The sequence below is a fragment of the Halorubrum sp. Ea1 genome, from assembly GCF_002252965.1.
GTDB lineage: Archaea > Halobacteriota > Halobacteria > Halobacteriales > Haloferacaceae > Halorubrum.
Window position 1 is genome coordinate 1 of sequence record NZ_NHPG01000155.1, and the last position, 18040, is coordinate 18040.

Annotated in this window: 14 protein-coding genes and 1 pseudogene; 9 read left to right on the top strand and 6 right to left on the bottom strand. The window is 68.5% G+C overall.

The genetic code is table 11. The annotated features are described in order from the left end of the window. Positions 1-315: 315 nt before the first annotated feature. Positions 316-4581 (bottom strand): LAGLIDADG family homing endonuclease, encoded by a 4266-nt coding sequence (locus DJ73_RS19195; protein ID WP_094558778.1) that lies wholly within the window; start codon positions 4579-4581, stop codon positions 316-318. Between the two features lie 428 nt (positions 4582-5009). Between DJ73_RS19195 and DJ73_RS19200 the strand changes: the two genes are divergently transcribed. After that, the gene (locus DJ73_RS19200; RefSeq protein ID WP_094524087.1) at positions 5010-5249 is read left to right on the top strand and encodes a hypothetical protein; all 240 of its coding nucleotides are present in this window, start codon (positions 5010-5012) and stop codon (positions 5247-5249) included. A 38-nt stretch (positions 5250-5287) separates the two neighbouring features. Here the strand turns inward: DJ73_RS19200 and DJ73_RS19205 are convergent, their stop codons facing one another. Further along, positions 5288-7555: a CDC48 family AAA ATPase gene (locus tag DJ73_RS19205; RefSeq protein ID WP_094558779.1), complete on the bottom strand. Its 2268-nt coding sequence runs from the start codon at positions 7553-7555 to the stop codon at positions 5288-5290. After that, positions 7552-7833: a hypothetical protein gene (locus DJ73_RS19210; RefSeq protein WP_094524089.1), complete on the bottom strand. Its 282-nt coding sequence runs from the start codon at positions 7831-7833 to the stop codon at positions 7552-7554. Before DJ73_RS19210 ends, DJ73_RS19205 begins: the two co-directional genes overlap by 4 nt. 198 nt (positions 7834-8031) lie before the next feature. Here DJ73_RS19210 and DJ73_RS19215 point away from each other — a divergent pair, with 198 nt between their 5' ends. From DJ73_RS19215 to DJ73_RS19230, 4 genes are all read left to right on the top strand, one after another. Next, positions 8032-8835, top strand: a complete 804-nt coding sequence (locus DJ73_RS19215; RefSeq protein ID WP_094558780.1) for an alpha/beta fold hydrolase — start codon at positions 8032-8034, stop codon at positions 8833-8835. A gap of 278 nt (positions 8836-9113) precedes the next feature. After that, positions 9114-9866, top strand: a complete 753-nt coding sequence (locus DJ73_RS19220) for a DUF2391 domain-containing protein (RefSeq protein ID WP_094558781.1) — start codon at positions 9114-9116, stop codon at positions 9864-9866. A gap of 68 nt (positions 9867-9934) precedes the next feature. Continuing rightward, a complete protein-coding gene (locus DJ73_RS19225; protein WP_094524092.1) occupies positions 9935-10327 on the top strand; it encodes an Hsp20/alpha crystallin family protein in 393 nt (130 codons plus the stop codon). Between the two features lie 3 nt (positions 10328-10330). Beyond that, positions 10331-12004 carry an AarF/ABC1/UbiB kinase family protein gene (locus DJ73_RS19230; protein ID WP_094524093.1) on the top strand — a complete coding sequence of 558 codons (1674 nt, stop codon included), beginning with the start codon at positions 10331-10333 and terminating at the stop codon, positions 12002-12004. 49 nt (positions 12005-12053) lie between these two features. Here the strand turns inward: DJ73_RS19230 and DJ73_RS19235 are convergent, their stop codons facing one another. The 3 genes from DJ73_RS19235 to DJ73_RS19245 all read right to left on the bottom strand — a co-directional run bounded on the left by DJ73_RS19235 (position 12054) and on the right by DJ73_RS19245 (position 14914). Beyond that, positions 12054-13205: a site-2 protease family protein gene (locus DJ73_RS19235; RefSeq protein WP_094524094.1), complete on the bottom strand. Its 1152-nt coding sequence runs from the start codon at positions 13203-13205 to the stop codon at positions 12054-12056. 204 nt (positions 13206-13409) lie between these two features. Further along, on the bottom strand, positions 13410-13670 hold the full coding sequence (locus tag DJ73_RS19240) for a hypothetical protein (RefSeq protein ID WP_094524095.1): 261 nt from the start codon (positions 13668-13670) through the stop codon (positions 13410-13412). Between the two features lie 392 nt (positions 13671-14062). Then, positions 14063-14914: a molybdopterin synthase gene (locus DJ73_RS19245; RefSeq protein WP_094558782.1), complete on the bottom strand. Its 852-nt coding sequence runs from the start codon at positions 14912-14914 to the stop codon at positions 14063-14065. 143 nt (positions 14915-15057) lie between these two features. Here DJ73_RS19245 and pyrH point away from each other — a divergent pair, with 143 nt between their 5' ends. The 4 genes and pseudogenes from pyrH to DJ73_RS19265 all read left to right on the top strand — a co-directional run. Then, positions 15058-15783: a UMP kinase gene (gene pyrH / locus DJ73_RS19250; protein WP_094524097.1), complete on the top strand. Its 726-nt coding sequence runs from the start codon at positions 15058-15060 to the stop codon at positions 15781-15783. Continuing rightward, entirely contained in the window at positions 15780-17492 is a 1713-nt protein-coding gene (gene lysS / locus DJ73_RS19255) for a lysine--tRNA ligase (protein WP_094558783.1), read from the top strand. The genes pyrH and lysS overlap by 4 nt, the downstream gene beginning before the upstream one ends. After that, entirely contained in the window at positions 17493-17729 is a 237-nt protein-coding gene (locus DJ73_RS19260; protein WP_094524099.1) for a hypothetical protein, read from the top strand. A 74-nt stretch (positions 17730-17803) separates the two neighbouring features. Beyond that, positions 17804-18040: pseudogene (locus DJ73_RS19265) on the top strand (sensor histidine kinase); the annotation flags it as partial.

Consider the following 18040-nt stretch of genomic DNA (forward strand, 5'->3'; position numbering starts at 1 on the left):
CGGCTGCCCCTTTGAGTCCCACCCCCGCAACCGCACCGCAGCCTCACACCTCCCCAACCTCGCGGTTCGCGCTCTCCGAGCGCTCACCGGCTCCCTCGCGCGTGCTCCTCGCGCCCTGTGGGCGCTCGGAGGCACGCGCCACCGGACCCGTTATTTATAACCGATCGTCGCTGTCGCTCACGATCGTTTAAATACCGACCCGCGGCCGCCGATCTGTAACACTCACTCCCGCTATCGATCGCACACCGCGCATCCCCGAAGATCGAACGCGTAAAAATCGCACCGCGGGCGTCGAACGACCGATTCGCTACGCCGTCAGCACTCCGACCAGCCGCACGACTCGCACGTCTTGCAGCCCTCGGAGTAGTAGAGGTTCATCCCGCCGCAGTCGGGGCACTCGGGCGACTCGCCCGCCGCGATGAGCTCCTGCATCGCGTCGTCGGCGTCGGCCGCGTCGTCCTCGGCCGTCCCGTTCACGTTCGGGGCGTCGGTCGCCGCGCCGGCGTCGACCGCGCCGCCGTCGGTCTGGCTCGTCGGCTCGCTCGCCAGGTCGCGCTCGACGTCGTCGAGGCTCTGCTGTTGCGGGATCCCCTTGTCGATCTCGTCGTCGAGGTAGCGGCGGAGCGCGGTGCCGATGGCGTCCGGGATCGACTGGATCTGCTCGCCCTTGTCCCACGCGACCTTCGGGCTCCGGGTGCCCTGTAGCTCGTCGACGATCTCGTCGGGGTCCACGCCCGAGCGGAGCGCCGTCGAGATGACCTTCGCGAGCGCCTCGGTGAAGGAGTTGGTGTAGCCGCCGGAGTGGCCGATGTTCGCGAACAGCTCGAACGGCCGACCGTTCTGATCCTCGTTGATGGTGACGTACAGCTTCCCGTACCCCGTCTCGACGCGCTGGGTGACGCCGTTCAGGGAGTCGGGACGCGGGCTGCGCTCGCTGTAGTCGATCTGCGGCTGCTCGCTGGCCTCCAGCAGGTCCGCGATCTCCGTGTCGATCGCCGCCTGCACGTCCTCGTTCTCGAGGAACGCCTCGACGCCGCCGAACACCTCGCCGATCTGCTCGACGATCGCCTCGGCCGCCTCGCTCTCGTCGGCGAACTCCGTGTTCTTCGCGCGCGTCGTGAGCACCTGCTTCGAGCGGGTGCCGTCGCGGTAGACGGTGACGCCCTTCCCGCCGTGGTCGTAGATGTAGCGGTACACCTCTTCCATCTCCTCGGCGGTGGCGTCGTTCGGGAAGTTACACGTCTTCGAGATGGCGGAGTCGACGCCCTCCTGGCAGGCGCACTGGACCGCCGCGTGCTGTTTGCCCGAGAGGTCGCCGGTGACGACGAACAGCTCGCCGATCGCGTCCGGAACCGTCTCTAACCCGTCAACGCCGTCGAACTCGTTGGTCGCCATCTGCTCTTGAGCCTCCTGCTTGACGGCGTCGACGTCGACGTCGTTCTCCTCTAAGGTGCGCAGGAAGTAGTCGTCGAACTCGACGAGCATCTCGTCGCCTTGGACGTCGTCGGAGACGTTCTTGTAGTAGGCGACGTTGTAGATCGGCTCGCAGCCACCGGTGGTGTTCCCGATCATCGACGTCGTGCCCGTGGGCGCGATCGTCGTCGTGTTGTGGTTGCGGATCGGGAAGCCGTCCGCCCACTCGTCGGCGTCGAGGCCGGTGTAGTGCTCGAACCAGTCGCGGTGCTCGGTGGGGTTCGCGTACTTCGACTCGTCCCAGTCGTTGAACACGCCGCGCTCCTCGGCGAGCTCGTGGGAGGTCTGCTTCGACGCGTGGTTGATGTGGGTCATCAGCTGGCGGGCGACCTCGTTGCCCTCTTCGGTGCCGTACTGAATCCCGAGCTGGATGTACAGCTGAGCGAGCCCCATCACTCCGAGCCCGATCTTCCGCATGTCGCGGACCTTCTGCTCGATCTTCTCGACCGGGAAGTCCGACATCGTCACGACGTTCTCGAGGAAGCGCGTGCCGTAGTCGATCCGCTCGTCGAACTCCTCGAAGTCGATCGCCTCCGCTAAGAACGCCGACATGGCGGCCTCCTTCGACTCGTACTCGTCGGCGTGCGCCTCGGACCAGACGCGCCAGTCCGGCGCGTCCTGCGCCGCGAGCGTCGAGAGGTTGATGTGACCGAGGTTACACGCCTCGTACTCCTCTAACGGCTGCTCGCCGCAATTGTGGACCACGAGACCGTTCGCGACGAACGAACTCGTCTCAGGCTCCGTCAGGTCGTAGACGGCCTCGTGGCCGTCGTCCTCGACTGCGGAAACGGTCGCTTCGAATCCCTCGCTGTACGGTCCGCGGTCGTAGTTCGCGAGACGCTCGTCGAGTGCGTCCTGTTTCGAGTCGAGAAGGAATCCGATCTCCTCCGCGAAGCGGACGAGGTTGTCCTTCGAGACGACGAGATCGTGGTCGGCCTGTCGCTCGTATTCCGCAGTTCCGCCGTTTCCGTCGGGCATCTCCTGAACGCCCTCCTCGTGGCGCTCCTCGTAGATCTTGCTGAAGATCCCGAAGTTGAGCAGGAGTTGCTGGACTTCTTTTAACAGGTCGGTGCTCGTGCTCGTGAGCCGGACGGAGACGCCCTTTTCGACGTTCCCCTGAACGCCCCCGTCAGCGGAGAACAGCGCACGGAGGTACCCGCGTGCCATCTCCTCGCTCCCGCGCATCACTGCCTCAGGCACCTGATGCTTCTGATCGGCTAAGCCGGCTTCCTCGGCGTACTCGTACAGTCGAGCCGAGCGGATCCGCTGCTCGACGGCCTGCGCGCCGCGGTAGTCGTCACCTCTAGCGATCTCGTTGACGCCGACCTCGTAGTCGGCGTTACCGACGGGATCGCGAACGACTTCGTTCACGTCGGCTGCGAACGATTCCGAGATCTCTGCGTCCTCGTCGTAGAAGTTGAGGACGGCGCGCTCCTCTCCGGTCTTGAGATGGCCGTCGCCGACCATCCAACCGAGTACGCGACCCTCTGCCGCTGTTCCGTGCTGGCCGAAGGAGCCTTTCCGGTTCTGGATGTGGACCGTGTCGCCGGCGTCGAGGTTGCCGGCTTCCACCCACCCGTCACCCGTCATGACCCGATGATCGGAAGTGAGGCGGAGTTCGTACCCCTCCTCGGTCGTGAGCTTATAAACGTCCTTCTCGCCGGTCTTGTAGACGCTGCTCGCTTCTTTGAGCGTCTCCTCGCTGAGGCGACCATCGACGACGACGTCGCGTGCGACTCCCTGTTCGTAGAGTTCCTCGGCTTCGACGAGCCCGTTTTCGGTGCTGATCAAGGTGTCACCGGTGACACAGGGGTTCGTCGCGAGGATGCGGTGGTCCGGGTGCTCCTCCACGTCGAAGGAGTGCTCCTTGTTCACCCGCTCGAGGTAGATGACGCCCGGCTCGCCGTTCTCGTGGGCGCCCTCGATCATGTCGTCCCACAGCTCCTGGGCCGGGATCGACAGCACTTCGCCGACCTCGACGTGCTCGCCGAGACCGAACATGTCGTAGATCTCCTTCGTCTCGGGCGTCGCGACGTGGGGTTCCTCGGTGCGCGGGTTGGTGAAGGTGAACTCCTCGTCGTTGTACAGCGCCTCCATGAAGTCGTCGGTGACGCCGACGCTGATGTTGAAGTTCGACAGGTGACCCTCGACCGCGTTCCGGAGGTGTTCGGGCACCTTTCCGTCCTCGTCGATCAGCCCGCGGGCCTCCTCCAAGGCGTCCGCGAAGGAGTTGTGCGTGAAGTCGTCGGGGTCGTTCAGCCGCAGCGAGTGAGCCAGGGAGACGTCCTTGTTCTTCGCGTGGATGAACTGGATGACGTCCGGGTGCGAGACGCGCATGACGCCCATCTGAGCGCCGCGGCGCGCGCCGCCCTGCGCGATCGTCTCGCACATCTGGTCGAACGTCCGCATGAACGTGATCGGGCCGGAGGCGATGCCGCCGGTCGAGCCGACGGAGTCGCCGTAGGGGCGGAGCTTCCAGAACGCGTACCCCATGCCGCCGCCGGACTGGAACACCTCGGCCGCCTCCTTGGCGGTCTGGTGGATGTCGGTGATGTCGTCGTCGGGGGAGTCGACGAAGCAGGCCGAGAGCTGCTGGAGCTCGTCGCCCGCGTTCATCAGGGTCGGCGAGTTCGGCATAAATGAGAGCCGCTCCATCCCGTCGCGGAACCGGTCCGCGGTCGCCTCCACGTGGTCGCGCACGCTCTCGGGGAGCTCGGGAACGACGGTGTCGTACGCGAACTTGTTGACGTTGTGCGCGGTCAGCGTCGTCTCCGCCTCGTCCTCGGCGGTGGTGCCGGCGCCGAACACCTCCTCCGCCAGTTCGTTCCGGCGGGGGTGGTCGGGCTTCAGCTGGTCGGGCGTGACGGTGACCTCGACGCCCTGCTTCTCGGCCTCGAAAACGGCCTCCGCGAGCGCGACGTTGCGCGCGACGCGGTCGAACAGCTCCTCGGGGTTCTCGATCGTCTCGCCGTCCGCGTTCTTCCGGAGGTAGCGCGCGGGCAGGATGTTGTGATAGGCGTTGGCGGTGAGACGCTCCTCCATCGTCTCGCCCGTTGTTCGTTTGATCGGCAGTTCGAGTTCGTCGGCGGCGACGCCGTCGTTGCTCATTCGACGGCCACCCCGCTCGGTTGACGTGCGTTCTGGCTCATATATCGTGTCTACGTACTGTCGCAGCAGGCCCTTTTGTGTTCCGCTCCCGGCCCGGATAGGTGACTACCTGTTCGATTCGGTATGTAATTCCCGGTCCGCGTGTCTGACGCCGGATTCGATTACGTTACATCTGAACGTGTTCCGGACACATAAGCGTAGCCAGACCAGAGTGAAACTGATACTCAAGGCGCGAAATCGACCGAAGTAACGGTCTCCGCATCGGAACAAAAGGGGGGTTACTCGCACCGATTTTCCGGCGTTATGCTCCGTGTTACCGCGGTCCCGTCGGCCGGGAGCGTGAGACTCCGGCCTCATCGGCGCAGTATTTGCCGGCTCACCTATCAGATTTCAATAACCGACGGACCGCGGCTCCTCCCCACAAGCTTATGCCCGACGTGCTCGTGGGGCCGGACATGACCGCTTCGCTCGCCGCGTTGGCATCGTCGCTCCCGCTTCAAGCCGGACTCCTCGCCAGCCAAGCGGGACAGCTGCTCGTCGCGCTCGTCGCCGTCGCGATCGTTATCGTCGTCGGTAAGTTCGTGCTGAAGCTCGCGTGGCGCCTAGTCACGATCGGCATCGTCCTCGTCGCCGTGTTCTTCCTGCTGTCGACGGCGGGGATTATTTAAAGAAAAACTGCTCCCGACCGAGCCGACCGACGCTCCGACTACTGGAACGCGGTGCCGGGCTCGGCGTCGGTGCGGTCGACGTCCGACCGCTGGAACTGCTTTTCGATCTCCTCGTAGCGCTCCCGCGTCTCGGGGGTGACGCTCGGGTTCACCTCGCCGAGGGCGTCCTCGAAGTGCGCCATCGTCACGCGGACGTTGCCGACGGACTCCCCGACTTCCTCGCGCGTGACGCTGCCGATGAACTCCCGGGAGGCGTTCATCGAGGCCTCGCGGGCGACCGCTTCGAGGTCGGCGCCGACGTACCCCTCGGTCTTCCGTGCCAGCGCGTCGAGGTCGACGTCGTCGGCCAGCGGCTTGTTCCGGGTGTGGACCTCCAGGATCTTCCGGCGGGCCTCCTCGTCCGGCACGGGCACGTGCACGTGGCGGTCCAGGCGGCCGGGCCGGAGCAGCGCCGAGTCGATGAGGTCCGGGCGGTTCGTCGTCGCGATGACGACCACGTCCTCCAGCGACTCGAGCCCGTCGAGCTCCGTCAGCAGCTGCGAGACGACGCGTTCGCCGACGCCGGAGTCGCCGGAGTTCTTGCCGCGCTCGGTCGCGATCGAGTCGATCTCGTCGAAGAACACGATGGTCGGCGCGTTCTCGCGGGCCTTGCTGAACACCTCGCGGACGCCCTTCTCGGACTCGCCCACGTACTTGTTCAGCAGTTCGGGCCCCTTGATCGAGATGAAGTTCGACTCCGCCTCGTTGGCGACGGCCTTCGCGAGCAGGGTCTTCCCCGTGCCCGGCGGGCCGTACATCAGGACGCCCTTGGCGGCCTGCATGTCGAGCTCCTCGAACACCTCGGGGTACTCCAGCGGCCACTGGATCGTCTCGCGGAGCCGCTCTTTGGTCCCCTCCAGACCGCCGACCCGGTCCCAGGAGACATCCGGGACCTCGACGAACACCTCGCGGAGCGCGGAGGGCTCGATGCCCTTCATCGCCTCCTTGAAGTCGCTCTCGGTGACCTGGATGGAGTTCAGCACGTCGGCGTCGATCTCGTCGCTCTCTAAGTCGAGCTCGGGCCGGATCCGGCGCAGCGCGTGCATCGCGGACTCCTTCGCGAGCGACTCGAGGTCGGCCCCGACGAAGCCGTGGGTGTTCTCCGCGTACTCGTCGAGGTCGATTCCCTCGACCAGCGGCATGTTCCGCGTGTGGACCTGCAGGATCTCCTTGCGGCCGTCGCGGTCGGGGACGCCGACCTCGATCTCGCGGTCGAAGCGACCGCCGCGGCGGAGCGCGGGGTCGATGGCGTCGACGCGGTTCGTCGCGCCGATGACGACGACCTCGCCGCGCTCTTCGAGCCCGTCCATCAGCGAGAGCAGCTGGGCCACGACGCGCCGTTCGACGTCGCCGCCGGCCTCCTCGCGCTTGGGCGCGATCGAGTCGAGCTCGTCCATGAAGATGATCGAGGGCGCCTCCTCCGAGGCCTCCTCGAAGATCTCACGGAGCTGCTCCTCGCTCTCGCCGTAGTACTTCGACATGATCTCCGGGCCGGAGATGTTGTGGAAGCTGGCGTCGATCTCGTTGGCGACGGCCTTCGCGATCAGCGTCTTCCCCGTGCCCGGCGGGCCGTGCAGGAGCACGCCCTTCGGCGGGTCGATGCCGAGCCGCTTGAACAGCTCCGGGTGCCGCATCGGCAGCTCGATCATCTCGCGGACCTGTTCGAGCTCGCCGTCGAGCCCGCCGATGTCCTCGTAGGTGACGTCCGGGCCTTCGCTGGCCCCGTCGCCGCTCCCGCCGCGCTCGGCGAGCTCCTCGGCGGGGACCTCCGAGATCTCGATCTCGGTGTCGTCGGTGATGACGACGGTCCCCGACGGCGTCGTCGAGGCGACCTTCATCGGCACCGCCTGCGACTGGCCGCCCATCAGGCCGAAGCCCATCGACGTGCGGATCGTCTGCCCTTCGGTCACCGGCTGTCCGGAGAGCTTGTCGCGGATGAACGGGGCGATCTGCCCGCGCACGCGAAGCTGGCTCGGGAAGGCGATCGTGACCGACTCCGCCCGGGAGACGTCGACCGACTCGACCGTCACGCGGTCGTCGATGCCGACGTTGGCCTCCTGACGGAGCCGTCCGTCGATACGCACGACGCCGCTTCCGTCGTCCTCGGGGTAGCCGGGCCAGACGCGGGCGATCGCGGCCCCGTCCGGGCCCTCGACGCGGACGATGTCGCCGCCGGAGAGCCCCAGCTCTTCGGCCGCGACGCGGTCGATCGCCGCGAGGCGGCGGCCGGCGTCCTTCTGTTTGAGCGGTCTGACAGTGAGTTTCATCGCTCGCCCTCCACGGTGTCGTCCTCGACCGTTTCGCCCTCGACCGTGATCACGCCGTTCGTGACCGCGGTCGACGCGGCCGGTCCCGGCAGTTCGAACTCCGACTCGACCGGTTCGCCGTCGCCCTCGACGACGACGATCGCCGTCTCGCCGACCGTGTCGACGCTCACGTTCGCGGCGTCGGCGCCCAGATCGGCGGCGACGATCCACCCGTCCTCGTACTCGAACCGGCGGAGCAGCGGACCGTCGCCGGTCGATCGGGTCTGTTGGTGATTCATGCTAACTACAAGTTAGGCGCGAGAATATATAAACCCGTCGCTAAAAATCGCATGACGTGAGATCTCACGAACGTATCGGTAGTGTTGCGGTTCGGGGTCGTTTCGGGGGGCGTCGACGGTCGTTCCCTCCTCGGATCCTCTCGCTCGCCGGCGCCGTCCGCCGGGCGTCTTATGACCGAGCGCGCGGGAGACGGGGGCATGCAGCGAGTCACCCACGACGGGCGCGACACCGCGTATCGCGTCTCCGACCGCGGCGGCGACGGGCCGACGGTCTGCTTCGTCCACGGGAGCGGCGGGAGCAAAGACGTCTGGAAGGCGCAGGCGCGCCTGAGCGACCGGTTCCCGACCGTCGCGCTCGACCTCTCGGGGCACGGCGACAGCGACGACGTCGACGAACCGGCCGGGGCCGAGACGCTCGACGCCTACGCGGACGACGTCGTCGCCGTCGCGGAGGCGACCGGGGCGACCGTCCTCTGCGGCAACTCCCTCGGCGGCGCCGTGGCCCTGTGGATCGCGCTGGAGCGCGACCTCCCGCTCGACGGGCTCGTCTTCGCGGGCACGGGCGCGAAGCTCGCGGTCGCCGAGCCGCTGTTGGACGCGCTCGAGACGGAGTTCGACCGGGCGATCGACCTGCTCCACGAGCCCGACCGCCTCTTCCACGACGCGCCGGCCGAGTACGTCGAGCTCTCCCGCGCCGGCATGCGGGAGTGCGGCCGGGCGGTCACCGAGCGCGACTTCCGGACCTGCCACGCGTTCGACGTCCGCGACCGTCTCGACGAGATCGCGTCGCCGTCGCTCGCGGTCGTCGGCGAACACGACGCGCTCACGCCGCCGGCGTACCACGACTACCTCGCGGACCGGATCGACGACTGCGAGCGCGCCGCGATCGAGGGGGCCGCACACCTCGCGATGCTGGAACGCCCCGCCGCGTTCAACGCGGCGCTCTCGTCGTTCCTCGGGCGTCGCTCGGCGGACGAGTCAAGCGACGGCGGGACTCGCTGAGGTGCGGCTCCCGCGAGCAGCGGCGGTCAGGGTGGGAACCGACGGGTCGAGGGGTTCACGTCGAAAGGGGGGACGCCCCGTTTCGAAACGAGTGGATCGGACAGTCGTCGGCGCGCGGTACCGTCGACGGTCGATGGCTGCGTGGTCCGGTCCTCGATGTCGTCGGCACTCACCTCGTGCCACGTGTTACCATTCCAGTATTAATAAACGATTCGCCGTCTCCACCGCCGCGCCGCCCGTCGGTACGCTTTTGCGACGCCGGCGTCGACCGATCGGCAATGGACGGCGACGACTCGGGACGACGGTCCGTCGGATCGAGCTCGCCTCCCGACCCGGAGCGATCGGAGGGGCCGACGGGTGACGCGGACGAGCGCCGCCGCTCGAACGGCCCGCACGGTCCCGAGAACCCCGACATCAACGACCTGCTCGCGAAGCTCGACGCGCTGAGCGACACCGTCGACGAGGGCCACGAGCGGGAGAAAGTCCGTCAGACCATCTCGCTCGTCGAGCGGATGCCCGGAAGCTCGGCGTTTCGGACCCGGATCACGAAGTACACCTCGCGGGACTTGGCCGAGGCGTTCGTGGGCTCGGTCCTCTTCGCGCTCCCCCTGCTCGTCGAGGGTGGCGTCTTCGAGATCGCGGCGTGGTTCGCCGCGGCCACGCCGGGCGGCGTTCCCGTCTTCCTGCTCGTCCACGTGGGGTTCGTGCTGGTCATGACCGCCGGGCTGCTGTACTTCGCCGACTTCCGGCAGATCGAGATCAGCCACCCGATCCTCGGGATCGTCCCGCGGCGCTACGCCGGGATCCTGCTCGTCTCGCTGTTCACCTCGGTCCTCATGATGGTCCTTTGGGGCCGGCTCCACGAGGGCGACCCGGGCGCCCTCGAACGGGTCTCCCGCGTGGCGTTCGTCTGGGCCGGGGCCGCGTTCGGCGCGAGCCTCGGCGACATCCTGCCGGGTGAATCGCAGGGGACGGATATCGAGCACCTCGACCTGACCGGCCTCGATCTGGAGTTCACCCGCGACGACTGAGCCGCCGACCCCTCCGTCTCGGTCCCCGTTTCCACACCTTTTTCGCCGCGGCGACCGTACCCGTATACATGTCAGCGTTACGTGAAGCGCTCCGGGACCTCCCGGACGCGGTGTTTGCGGACCTGCTCGAATCAGACGACGGGTACGTCCTCGTCGTCGACCTCCCCGGCGCGACCTCCGAGACGACCGAAGTCCTCTCCGAGGACGGTCGGATCGTCATCGAGGGGCGCCGCGAGAAGGGGGTCCCCGAGGGGTTCCGCTACGTCCGCGAGGACCGTCCCCTGTTCCTCGACGCGGAGCTCCCGCTCCCGGGGGACGCCGACGGGACCGGCGCGGACGCCGAGATGGACCGCGGGGTGCTCGAGGTCACGATCCCGAAGCGGACCGGAGACACCTCCCGTACCATCCCGGTCGACGACGCCGACGGGGACGCCGACTCCGACGACGAGGCCGACGCCTGACGGGTGGTCACGCTGGTCAACCTTCGCGCCTACTGGCGGTTCTTCGTGGTCGTCCGGCGGTTCTCGCCGCTGATCGTCGCCTACTGGCGGGACCGGAAGCGGTTCCTCCTGTTCGGCGGGAGCCGCGACGTCGACGCGGAGACCCAGCGCGAGCGCGCCGCCGTCCTCCTCGACATCCTGCTCACCCTCGGTCCGACGTTCATCAAGCTCGGCCAGATCCTCTCGACCCGGCCCGACATCCTCCCGCCGGCGTACATCGAGGTGCTGGAAGGGCTCCAAGACGACGTGCCGCCGGCCCCGTGGGAGGAGTCGAGGGTCGTCCTCGAAGAGGAGTTCGGCCCCGTCGACGAGACGTTCGACGACTTCGACCGCGACCCGATAAGCGGCGCGAGCCTCGGACAGGTGTACACCGCCCGCTACGAGGGCAACGACGTCGCCGTGAAGGTCCGCCGGCCGGGGATCGAGTCGCTGGTCGAGGCCGACCTCCGGACGATCCGCTGGTCGATCCCGCTCGTCAAGCGGTTCACCGGTAGCGGGCGGGCGTTCTCGCTGGAGAACCTCGCCGACGAGTTCGCGAAGACGATCCGCGAGGAGATGGATTACAAGCGCGAACGCGAGATGCTCGAGGAGATCCGCGCCAACTTCGACGACAACGACCGGATCCGGATCCCCACCGCCTACGAGGAGGTCTCCGGGCCGCGAGTGCTCACCATGGAGTACGTCCCGGGGGTGAAGATCAACCGGCTCGACGAGCTCGACGCCGCGGGATTCGACCGCAACGCCATCGCCGAGACGCTCCAGGAGGTGTACCTCCAGATGATCATCGACGACGGCGTGTTCCACGCGGACCCCCATCCCGGGAACCTCGCCGTCGACGACGACGGCACCGTGATATTCTACGACTTCGGAATGGCCGGGCGCGTGGACCCGTTCATCCAGGAGAAGATCGTCGAGTTCTACGTCGCGGTCGCCCGGCAGGACATCGACGGCATCCTCGACACGCTCATCGCGATGGGCACCCTCTCGCCGGAGGCCGACCGCGAGGTGATGGGGAACGTGATGGAACTGGCCATCGCCGACGCCAGCGGCGAGGACATCGAGCAGTACCAGGTGAACCAGATCATCGAACAGGTGGAGTCGACCATCTACGAGTTCCCCCTCCGGCTCCCGCCGGACCTCGCGCTCGTGTTGCGCGTCGCGACCGTCGTCGAGGGGGTATGCGTCACGCTCGACCCCGAGTTCGACTTCATCTCCACGGCGACGGAGTACCTCAGGGACGAGGGGTACTACGAGCAGACCGCCCGCGACCTCGCCGAGGGCGCCGGGCGACAGGTCCAGCGCACCACCGAGGCGCTGTTCACCGTCCCGCCGAAGGCCGACGACTTCCTCGAACGGGCGAACCGGGGCGACCTCCACGTCGACGTCACGATCGACGACGACTCGAACGTCCTCGACAAGCTCGCGATGCGGATCGCCTACTCGGTGCTGCTCGCGGTCGGCGTCCTCTCCGCGACGATCCTCTACTCGTTCGCCGACGCGTGGCGGCTCGCCGGCGTCGTCCTCCTGCTCGCCGTCCCGCTGGCGATCGCGCTCTACCGCTCGTTCCGGAAGAAGCGCGGCCTCCGGGCCACGCCGCAGTTCACCAGGCAGGGGATGAAGCAGCGCCGCGACGACTGAGCCGGGGACCGTCGCGCCCTCCCGTCGACGCGCCGAGCCCGTCCGCCGGTCAGCCGGAGACGACCTGAATCGGGACGAGCAGGAAGCAGAGCGCCCCGAGCGCGAACGTCGCGAGACCGACGGCGAGCCGCGGCCAGCCGATCCGCTCGTCCTCGGCCGGGTTCGCCGGGCCGTTGAACGCGATGACGAGCGCGAACAGGCCCCAGAACCCCCACAGGCCGACCGACTCGTCGATCCCGAGGCCGCGCCAGAAGTAGAGGTACGCGGCGATCGAGAAGAGGGCGCCGGGGACGAGCGCCGCGATCGTCTCCTGCCGCGGGCCGACCATCGCGCGGACCATGTGGCCCCCGTCGAGCTGACCGACGGGCAGGAGGTTCAGGAGGGTGAAGAACATCCCGACCCAACCGCCGATCACCACCGGGTGCGCCGTGAGCGCCGGGTCCTCGTACCCCGTCGGCTGGCCGATGAGGTCGGCGATGATCTCCAGCAGCGGCGGGTTGTTGAAGCGGATCATCGTTCCGGAGGCGTTCGCGAGCTCCGCCGGGACGCGGATCGGGTCGAGCGAGAGACCGATGACGGTGACGACGACGGTGGCGACGAGTCCCGCGATCGGTCCGGCCGCGCCGATGTCGAACAGCACCTTCCGGGAGGGCATCCGCCCGCGCATCCGGATCACCGCTCCGAGCGTCCCGAAGGGGAAGAAGAAGGGGATGACGTACGGCAGCGAGACGCTGACTCCGTGGTATCGACCGGCGGCGTAATGCCCGAGCTCGTGCGTCATCAGCACGCCGAGCACGGCCGCGGTGAACGGCCACGCTTGCAGTATCGTCAGGGGGTTCGCGGCGATCTCCTCCCAGCCGACGTAGTACCAGCCGTACGCGCCGACGAACAGGGTGGAACACACCGTCGCCGCGAACAGGACGACGTTGAGCCACGGCACCCCGTCGCGCCCGCGGTCGAAGGGCGTCGCGACGACGACGTGACCGTCGCCGTCGGCCTCGAGGTCGACCTCGTAGCCGGCGTCTCGGAACGGCGGGACCAGCTTCCGCAGCAGGGTGCGTTCCGGGACGTACGACTCCCCGACGTACCGGACGCGCCCGTCGTCTCGACGGATCTCGTCCACCCTGAAGAACGTCCGCAGCGGCTCCGGACGCGGGACGTCGGCCGCGGCCGACGCCTCCCCGTCCTCGTGTTCTGGCATCGTCGGTCGTAACTGGTCGGCGAGTATAAACCCCGCGTCGCCAGCGGCGCGCCTCGAACCGCGGCGCCGCCGACCGACGCTACGCGTCGTCGGAGCGGTTCGGAAACGGTCGACCCCCGGAGAGCGGGGGCCGCGTTGGGGGAGAAAGCGGGGACGCGCGTGAGCGCGTGGTTTGCCGCCGCCGGGCGGGCTCGACGGTCCTCGTCAGGCGGGCTCGATGCGCCAGGTCGTCGCGCCAGTGTACGACCACTTCTCGACGGTGAGCTCGGTGGCGGAGTCGCGGAGCTTCACCATCAGGGCGCCGATCTCCTTCGGCGAGAGGTCGACGTCGTCGGAGATGAACTTCCCCTTGAAGTACATCTCGCCGTCCTCGGCGCGGTCGAGCAGGTACCGCTTCAGCCGCTCTTCCTTGCTGAGGTCGTCGGTTGGGTTCGCGTTCGCGGAGGGATTTGCAGTCGCGCTCATGGTACACCCTCCGATTGCTCCCGGAGGATGTTATAAAGGTGCGACCGTTGGACGGTGTTCAGCGGCTTTTGCGGCGTTTTAGACGGGGGACATCGGCTAAAACGTGTCTGACAGACCGTTCACAAAAGCCTCTGAACGGCTTAGATATTTCATAACCCGTTTTGAAGCCGTAATACGCAGTTCACTTATCGATGGTTATGCCGCGGCGATGGATCGGTAATTCTCGGCTTAACCAGCGTATATTGCCGGTAAATATCCCGCACCGACCCCGCGCTCGCGGTCCGCGCGGCCGGTCGCCGGCCAGACGCGGGGCCGATATTCGGTCAGTTGTGCGGCCGAGGAACAGTCAGATGCCCGGTCGAGGACCGGCCACTCGCGCGGGCGAGAGCCGATCAGTCACGCCGGTGAACCCAGAACTCCTCGGCCTCGGTCGTCTCCTTCTTGAAGATCGGTACCTCGTCTTTCAGCCGGTCGATCCCGTCCTCGACGGTGCGGAACGCCTCCCGACGGTGCCCCGCTAGAACGACGACGAAGACGATGTCCTCGCCCGCCTCGATAACGCCGGTCCGATGGTGCATTCGGACGTCGAACACGCCGTCGCGCTCGGTCAGTTCGGCCGCGATCGCGTCCATGCGCTCCGCGGCGACCCCCTCGTACTTCTCGAAGGCCAAGTGGGTGGTGCGGTCGTCGCCGGGCGCGTCCCGCGCCCGGACGCGGCCGGTGAACGTCGCGATCGCTCCCGACCGGTCCGCGTCGGCGGACGCCTCGACCCGCCGCACGAGCGTCTCGCGCGTGATCCACGGCTCCGCGGCGTCGGCGTCGGCGACGAGGCGGTCGAGGTCGACGCCGCCGGGCGCGTCGGCGGCGGCGATGACCGTCCCGGGCACGTCTTCAGGTTCCGCGTCCGCTCCGAGCAGGACCGTCGGCACGCGCAGTCTGGAGTCGCCGACCGCGACGAGGTACTCGTGATCGGGCGCGAGCCCGTCGAGGAACGCGTCGAGCCCGTCGACTCGCCCGCGGCCGGTCCACTCGCCGTCGCTCGCGAGCGATACCTCGGTGTCGGCGCCGGTCCGGTCCCGCGGCGACTCGACCGCGACGCCGCCGTCGGTGGCCCCGTCGCTCGCGCCGTCCCCGCCGTCGGCGCCGTCCGCATGACTCACAACGGCGGTCCGGCCGTCGAGTCGGTCGGTGAGCGCCCCGGCCAGGTCCGCCGCGCCGGGCCCCACGATCGCTATCGGGTGCATACACGAAGGCGGGGTGCGAGCGGCTTAGGCGTTTCCCGCCGATGCGCCGAGCGCCCGCGTCCGTCGACGCGGCGACCGCCTCGGAAACCGGCGGCGTCCGGCCTTGATAATCCTTAAGAGCGAGACAGGGGTATGCGACGGTAATGAGAGTCGTCGTTTCTATCGGCGGGAGCGTGCTCGCGCCCGATCTCGACCCCGATCGGGTGGCCGCGTACGCCGAGACGATCGAGCGGATTGCCGCCGACGGCTGCGAGGTGGGCATCGTCGTCGGCGGCGGCGGAGTCGCGCGAGAGTACATCGAGACGGCGCGGGACCTCGGCGCCAACGAGGTCGAACTCGACCAGCTCGGCATCGGCACCACCCGGCTCAACGCCCGCCTGCTGATCGCCGCGCTCGACGGCCGCGCGAACCTCTCGCCGGCGACGGGGTACGACGAGGCCGCCGCAGCGCTCCGTCGCGGCGAGGTGTCGGTGATGGGCGGCGTCACCCCCGGGCAGACGACCGACGCGGTCGCCGCGGCGTTCGCCGAGTCCGTCGACGCCGACCTCCTCGTGTACGCGACGAGCGCGAACGGCGTGTACGACGCCGACCCCAACGCCGACCCGGACGCGACGCAGTTCGGATCGATGTCGCCGGCGGAGCTCGTCGACGTCGTGCTCCCGATGAGTCGGGACGCCGGCGCCTCCGCCCCCGTGGACCTGCTCGCGGCCAAGCTGATAGACCGGGCGGGGATCCGCTCGATCGTCCTCGACGGGACGGACCCGGGCGCGGTCGTCGACGCCGCGCTCCGGGGCGACCACACCGGTACCGACGTGGTCCCGACCGCCAGCGACGAGCCGACCTACTGGACGGGGGGCGGCGACGCATGAGCGCCGACGACTCCCCTCACATCCTCTCCGAGCAGGCGCGGGACGCCGCCGGTGCGACGGGGACGGGCGAGGAGGCCGACGGGGCTGAGGGGGACGGCGACTTCCGCGCCTTCTGGGCCGACGTCGTCGCCGACGAGATCGAGGCGCGCGATCCCGACGACCCGATCGTGATCAAGGGCGGCGTCTCCCCGTCCGGCGTCGCGCACCTCGGCAACTTCAACGAGATCATGCGGGGGTACTTCGTCGCCGCCGTGCTCCGCGAGCGCGGCCGCGAGGTCCGGCAGGTGTTCACCTCCGACGACAAGGACCCGCTCCGCAAGCTCCCGCGGAAGCTGGCGAACGCCGACGGCGAGATCGTCGGCCTCGGCGAGGTGGACGCGGGCGCGCTCGGCCGCAACCTCGGGAAGCCGTACACCGCGATCCCGGACCCGTTCGGCGAGCGAGAGTCGTACGCGGCCCACTTCGCCGCCCTCCTGAAGGCCGACGCCGACCGGCTGGGGGTCCCCGTCGAGATGGTCTCGAACACGGAGCTGTACGCTGACGGCGACTTCGACGACGTCACCCGGACGGTCCTCTCCGATCTTGACGGCGTCCGCGAGGTCCTCTCTCAGTACCAAGACAAGGTCGACGGCGAGTACGTCCCGTTCAATCCGATCTGCGCGGAGTGCGGGAAGGTGACCGAGACCGTCGTCGACGTCGACCTCGACGCGGAGACCGTCGACTACGTCTGCACCGACATGGAAGTCGGCGACGAGGTCATCGAGGGCTGCGGCCACGAGGGGACCGCGACGTTCCGGGAGGGGAAGCTCCCGTGGCGCCTCGAGTGGCCCGGTCAGTGGGAGGTGCTCGGCGTCGACTTCGAGCCGTTCGGTAAGGACCACGCGGAGGGGTCGTGGCCTTCGGGCGTCGACGTCGCCCGGAACGTCCTCGGGGTCGAGCCGCCCGTCCCGATGGTGTACGAGTGGTTCACGCTCAACGGGGAGCCGCTCTCCTCGTCGGCGGGTAACGTCGTCACCGTTCCGGAGCTGCTCGACCTGATCGAGCCCGAGGTGCTCCGCTACTTCTTCGCGCTCCACCCGAAGAAGGCCCGCGACCTCGACGTCGAACGGCTCGACCAGCTCGTCGACCGCTTCGACCGCTTCGAGCGGGCGTACTTCGGCGAGGTGGACGACGAGGACCTGACCGCCTTCGCCGAGCGCGCCTACCCCTTCGTCGTCGGCCGCGCCGACGATCCGCCGACGGAGCGACCCGTCCGGCTCCCGTACACGTTCGCGGCCGTCCTCGGGATGGTCGACGACCCCGACTTCCGCGAGCGGCTCGCCCGCGACGAGGGCCACATCCCGGAGGACGCCTCCGAGGAGACCGTCGAGGCCGCGCTCGCCCGCGTCGAGCAGGCGCGCAACTGGGCCGAGCGCACCGGAAACGAGTACGACTATCGGCTCCAGACCGACCTGCCGGACGCCGCGTTCGACGACGACGTGGCCGCCGCGCTCGACGACCTCGCCGACTTCGTCGCCGCGGGCCACGACGGCGACGCGATCCAAGCGGAGATGTACGAGACGGCGCGCGCGCACGACGTCGAGGTCGGCGACTTCTTCGCGGCCGGCTACCGCCTCTTCTTCGACGACACGCAGGGGCCCCGGCTCGGCGAGTTCCTCGGCGAACTGGAGCGCGACTACGTCGTGGCCCGGCTCCGTCGGGAGGCGTAGATGCCCGAGGACCGCTCGCTCGACGAGTTCGCCGGCGACGCGGACGGAGAGCCGTCCGACGGCGGTACCGAGCGGGAGGCCGACGCCGACGCCGCGGAGTCGATCGACGCCGACCCGGCGACGTCGACCGCGACGTGGACGACCGACGGCGGCGCCTGCGACCGATGCGGGGAGTCGGTCGCGCGGCGCTGGCTCGACGACGGCGCCCTCGTCTGTACCGCCTGTAAGGAGTGGTGACCGCGATCAGATTTAAGACGGGCCGCTCTGTCGTTACTTACGACTGAGTTCGTCTGAGGTTTATGAACACCGATATGGAATTTTTCCCCGGCCGGATCTACGACCGATCGCCGCGCGCGCTCGCCGTCGGGTTTCTCTGTGCGGGAGCGCTGCTCGTCCTCGTGGTCGACGTGGCGGTCGCCGCCGCCGGAGGCGCGGCCGCGTGGGCGCCCGACCGCCTCGTGAGCGGGTGGGCGGTCGTCGGCGTCTCCTCGCTGTTCCTCTACGGCGCGCTGACCTACCATCGCCGCCGCGCCGAGGCGGCCCGGCGG

Bases quoted from the DNA above. Each gene is read 5' to 3' on its own strand.
- DJ73_RS19225 (WP_094524092.1), top strand. From the start codon at position 9,935: ATGTCAGCGTTACGTGAAGCGCTCCGGGACCTCCCGGACGCGGTGTTT.
- DJ73_RS19205 (WP_094558779.1), bottom strand. From the start codon at position 7,555: ATGAAACTCACTGTCAGACCGCTCAAACAGAAGGACGCCGGCCGCCGC.
- lysS (WP_094558783.1), top strand. From the start codon at position 15,780: ATGAGCGCCGACGACTCCCCTCACATCCTCTCCGAGCAGGCGCGGGAC.
- DJ73_RS19210 (WP_094524089.1), bottom strand. From the start codon at position 7,833: ATGAATCACCAACAGACCCGATCGACCGGCGACGGTCCGCTGCTCCGC.
- DJ73_RS19245 (WP_094558782.1), bottom strand. From the start codon at position 14,914: ATGCACCCGATAGCGATCGTGGGGCCCGGCGCGGCGGACCTGGCCGGG.
- DJ73_RS19220 (WP_094558781.1), top strand. From the start codon at position 9,114: ATGGACGGCGACGACTCGGGACGACGGTCCGTCGGATCGAGCTCGCCT.
- DJ73_RS19240 (WP_094524095.1), bottom strand. From the start codon at position 13,670: ATGAGCGCGACTGCAAATCCCTCCGCGAACGCGAACCCAACCGACGAC.
- DJ73_RS19200 (WP_094524087.1), top strand. From the start codon at position 5,010: ATGCCCGACGTGCTCGTGGGGCCGGACATGACCGCTTCGCTCGCCGCG.
- pyrH (WP_094524097.1), top strand. From the start codon at position 15,058: ATGAGAGTCGTCGTTTCTATCGGCGGGAGCGTGCTCGCGCCCGATCTC.
- DJ73_RS19195 (WP_094558778.1), bottom strand. From the start codon at position 4,581: ATGAGCAACGACGGCGTCGCCGCCGACGAACTCGAACTGCCGATCAAA.
- DJ73_RS19215 (WP_094558780.1), top strand. From the start codon at position 8,032: ATGCAGCGAGTCACCCACGACGGGCGCGACACCGCGTATCGCGTCTCC.
- DJ73_RS19235 (WP_094524094.1), bottom strand. From the start codon at position 13,205: ATGCCAGAACACGAGGACGGGGAGGCGTCGGCCGCGGCCGACGTCCCG.
- DJ73_RS19260 (WP_094524099.1), top strand. From the start codon at position 17,493: ATGCCCGAGGACCGCTCGCTCGACGAGTTCGCCGGCGACGCGGACGGA.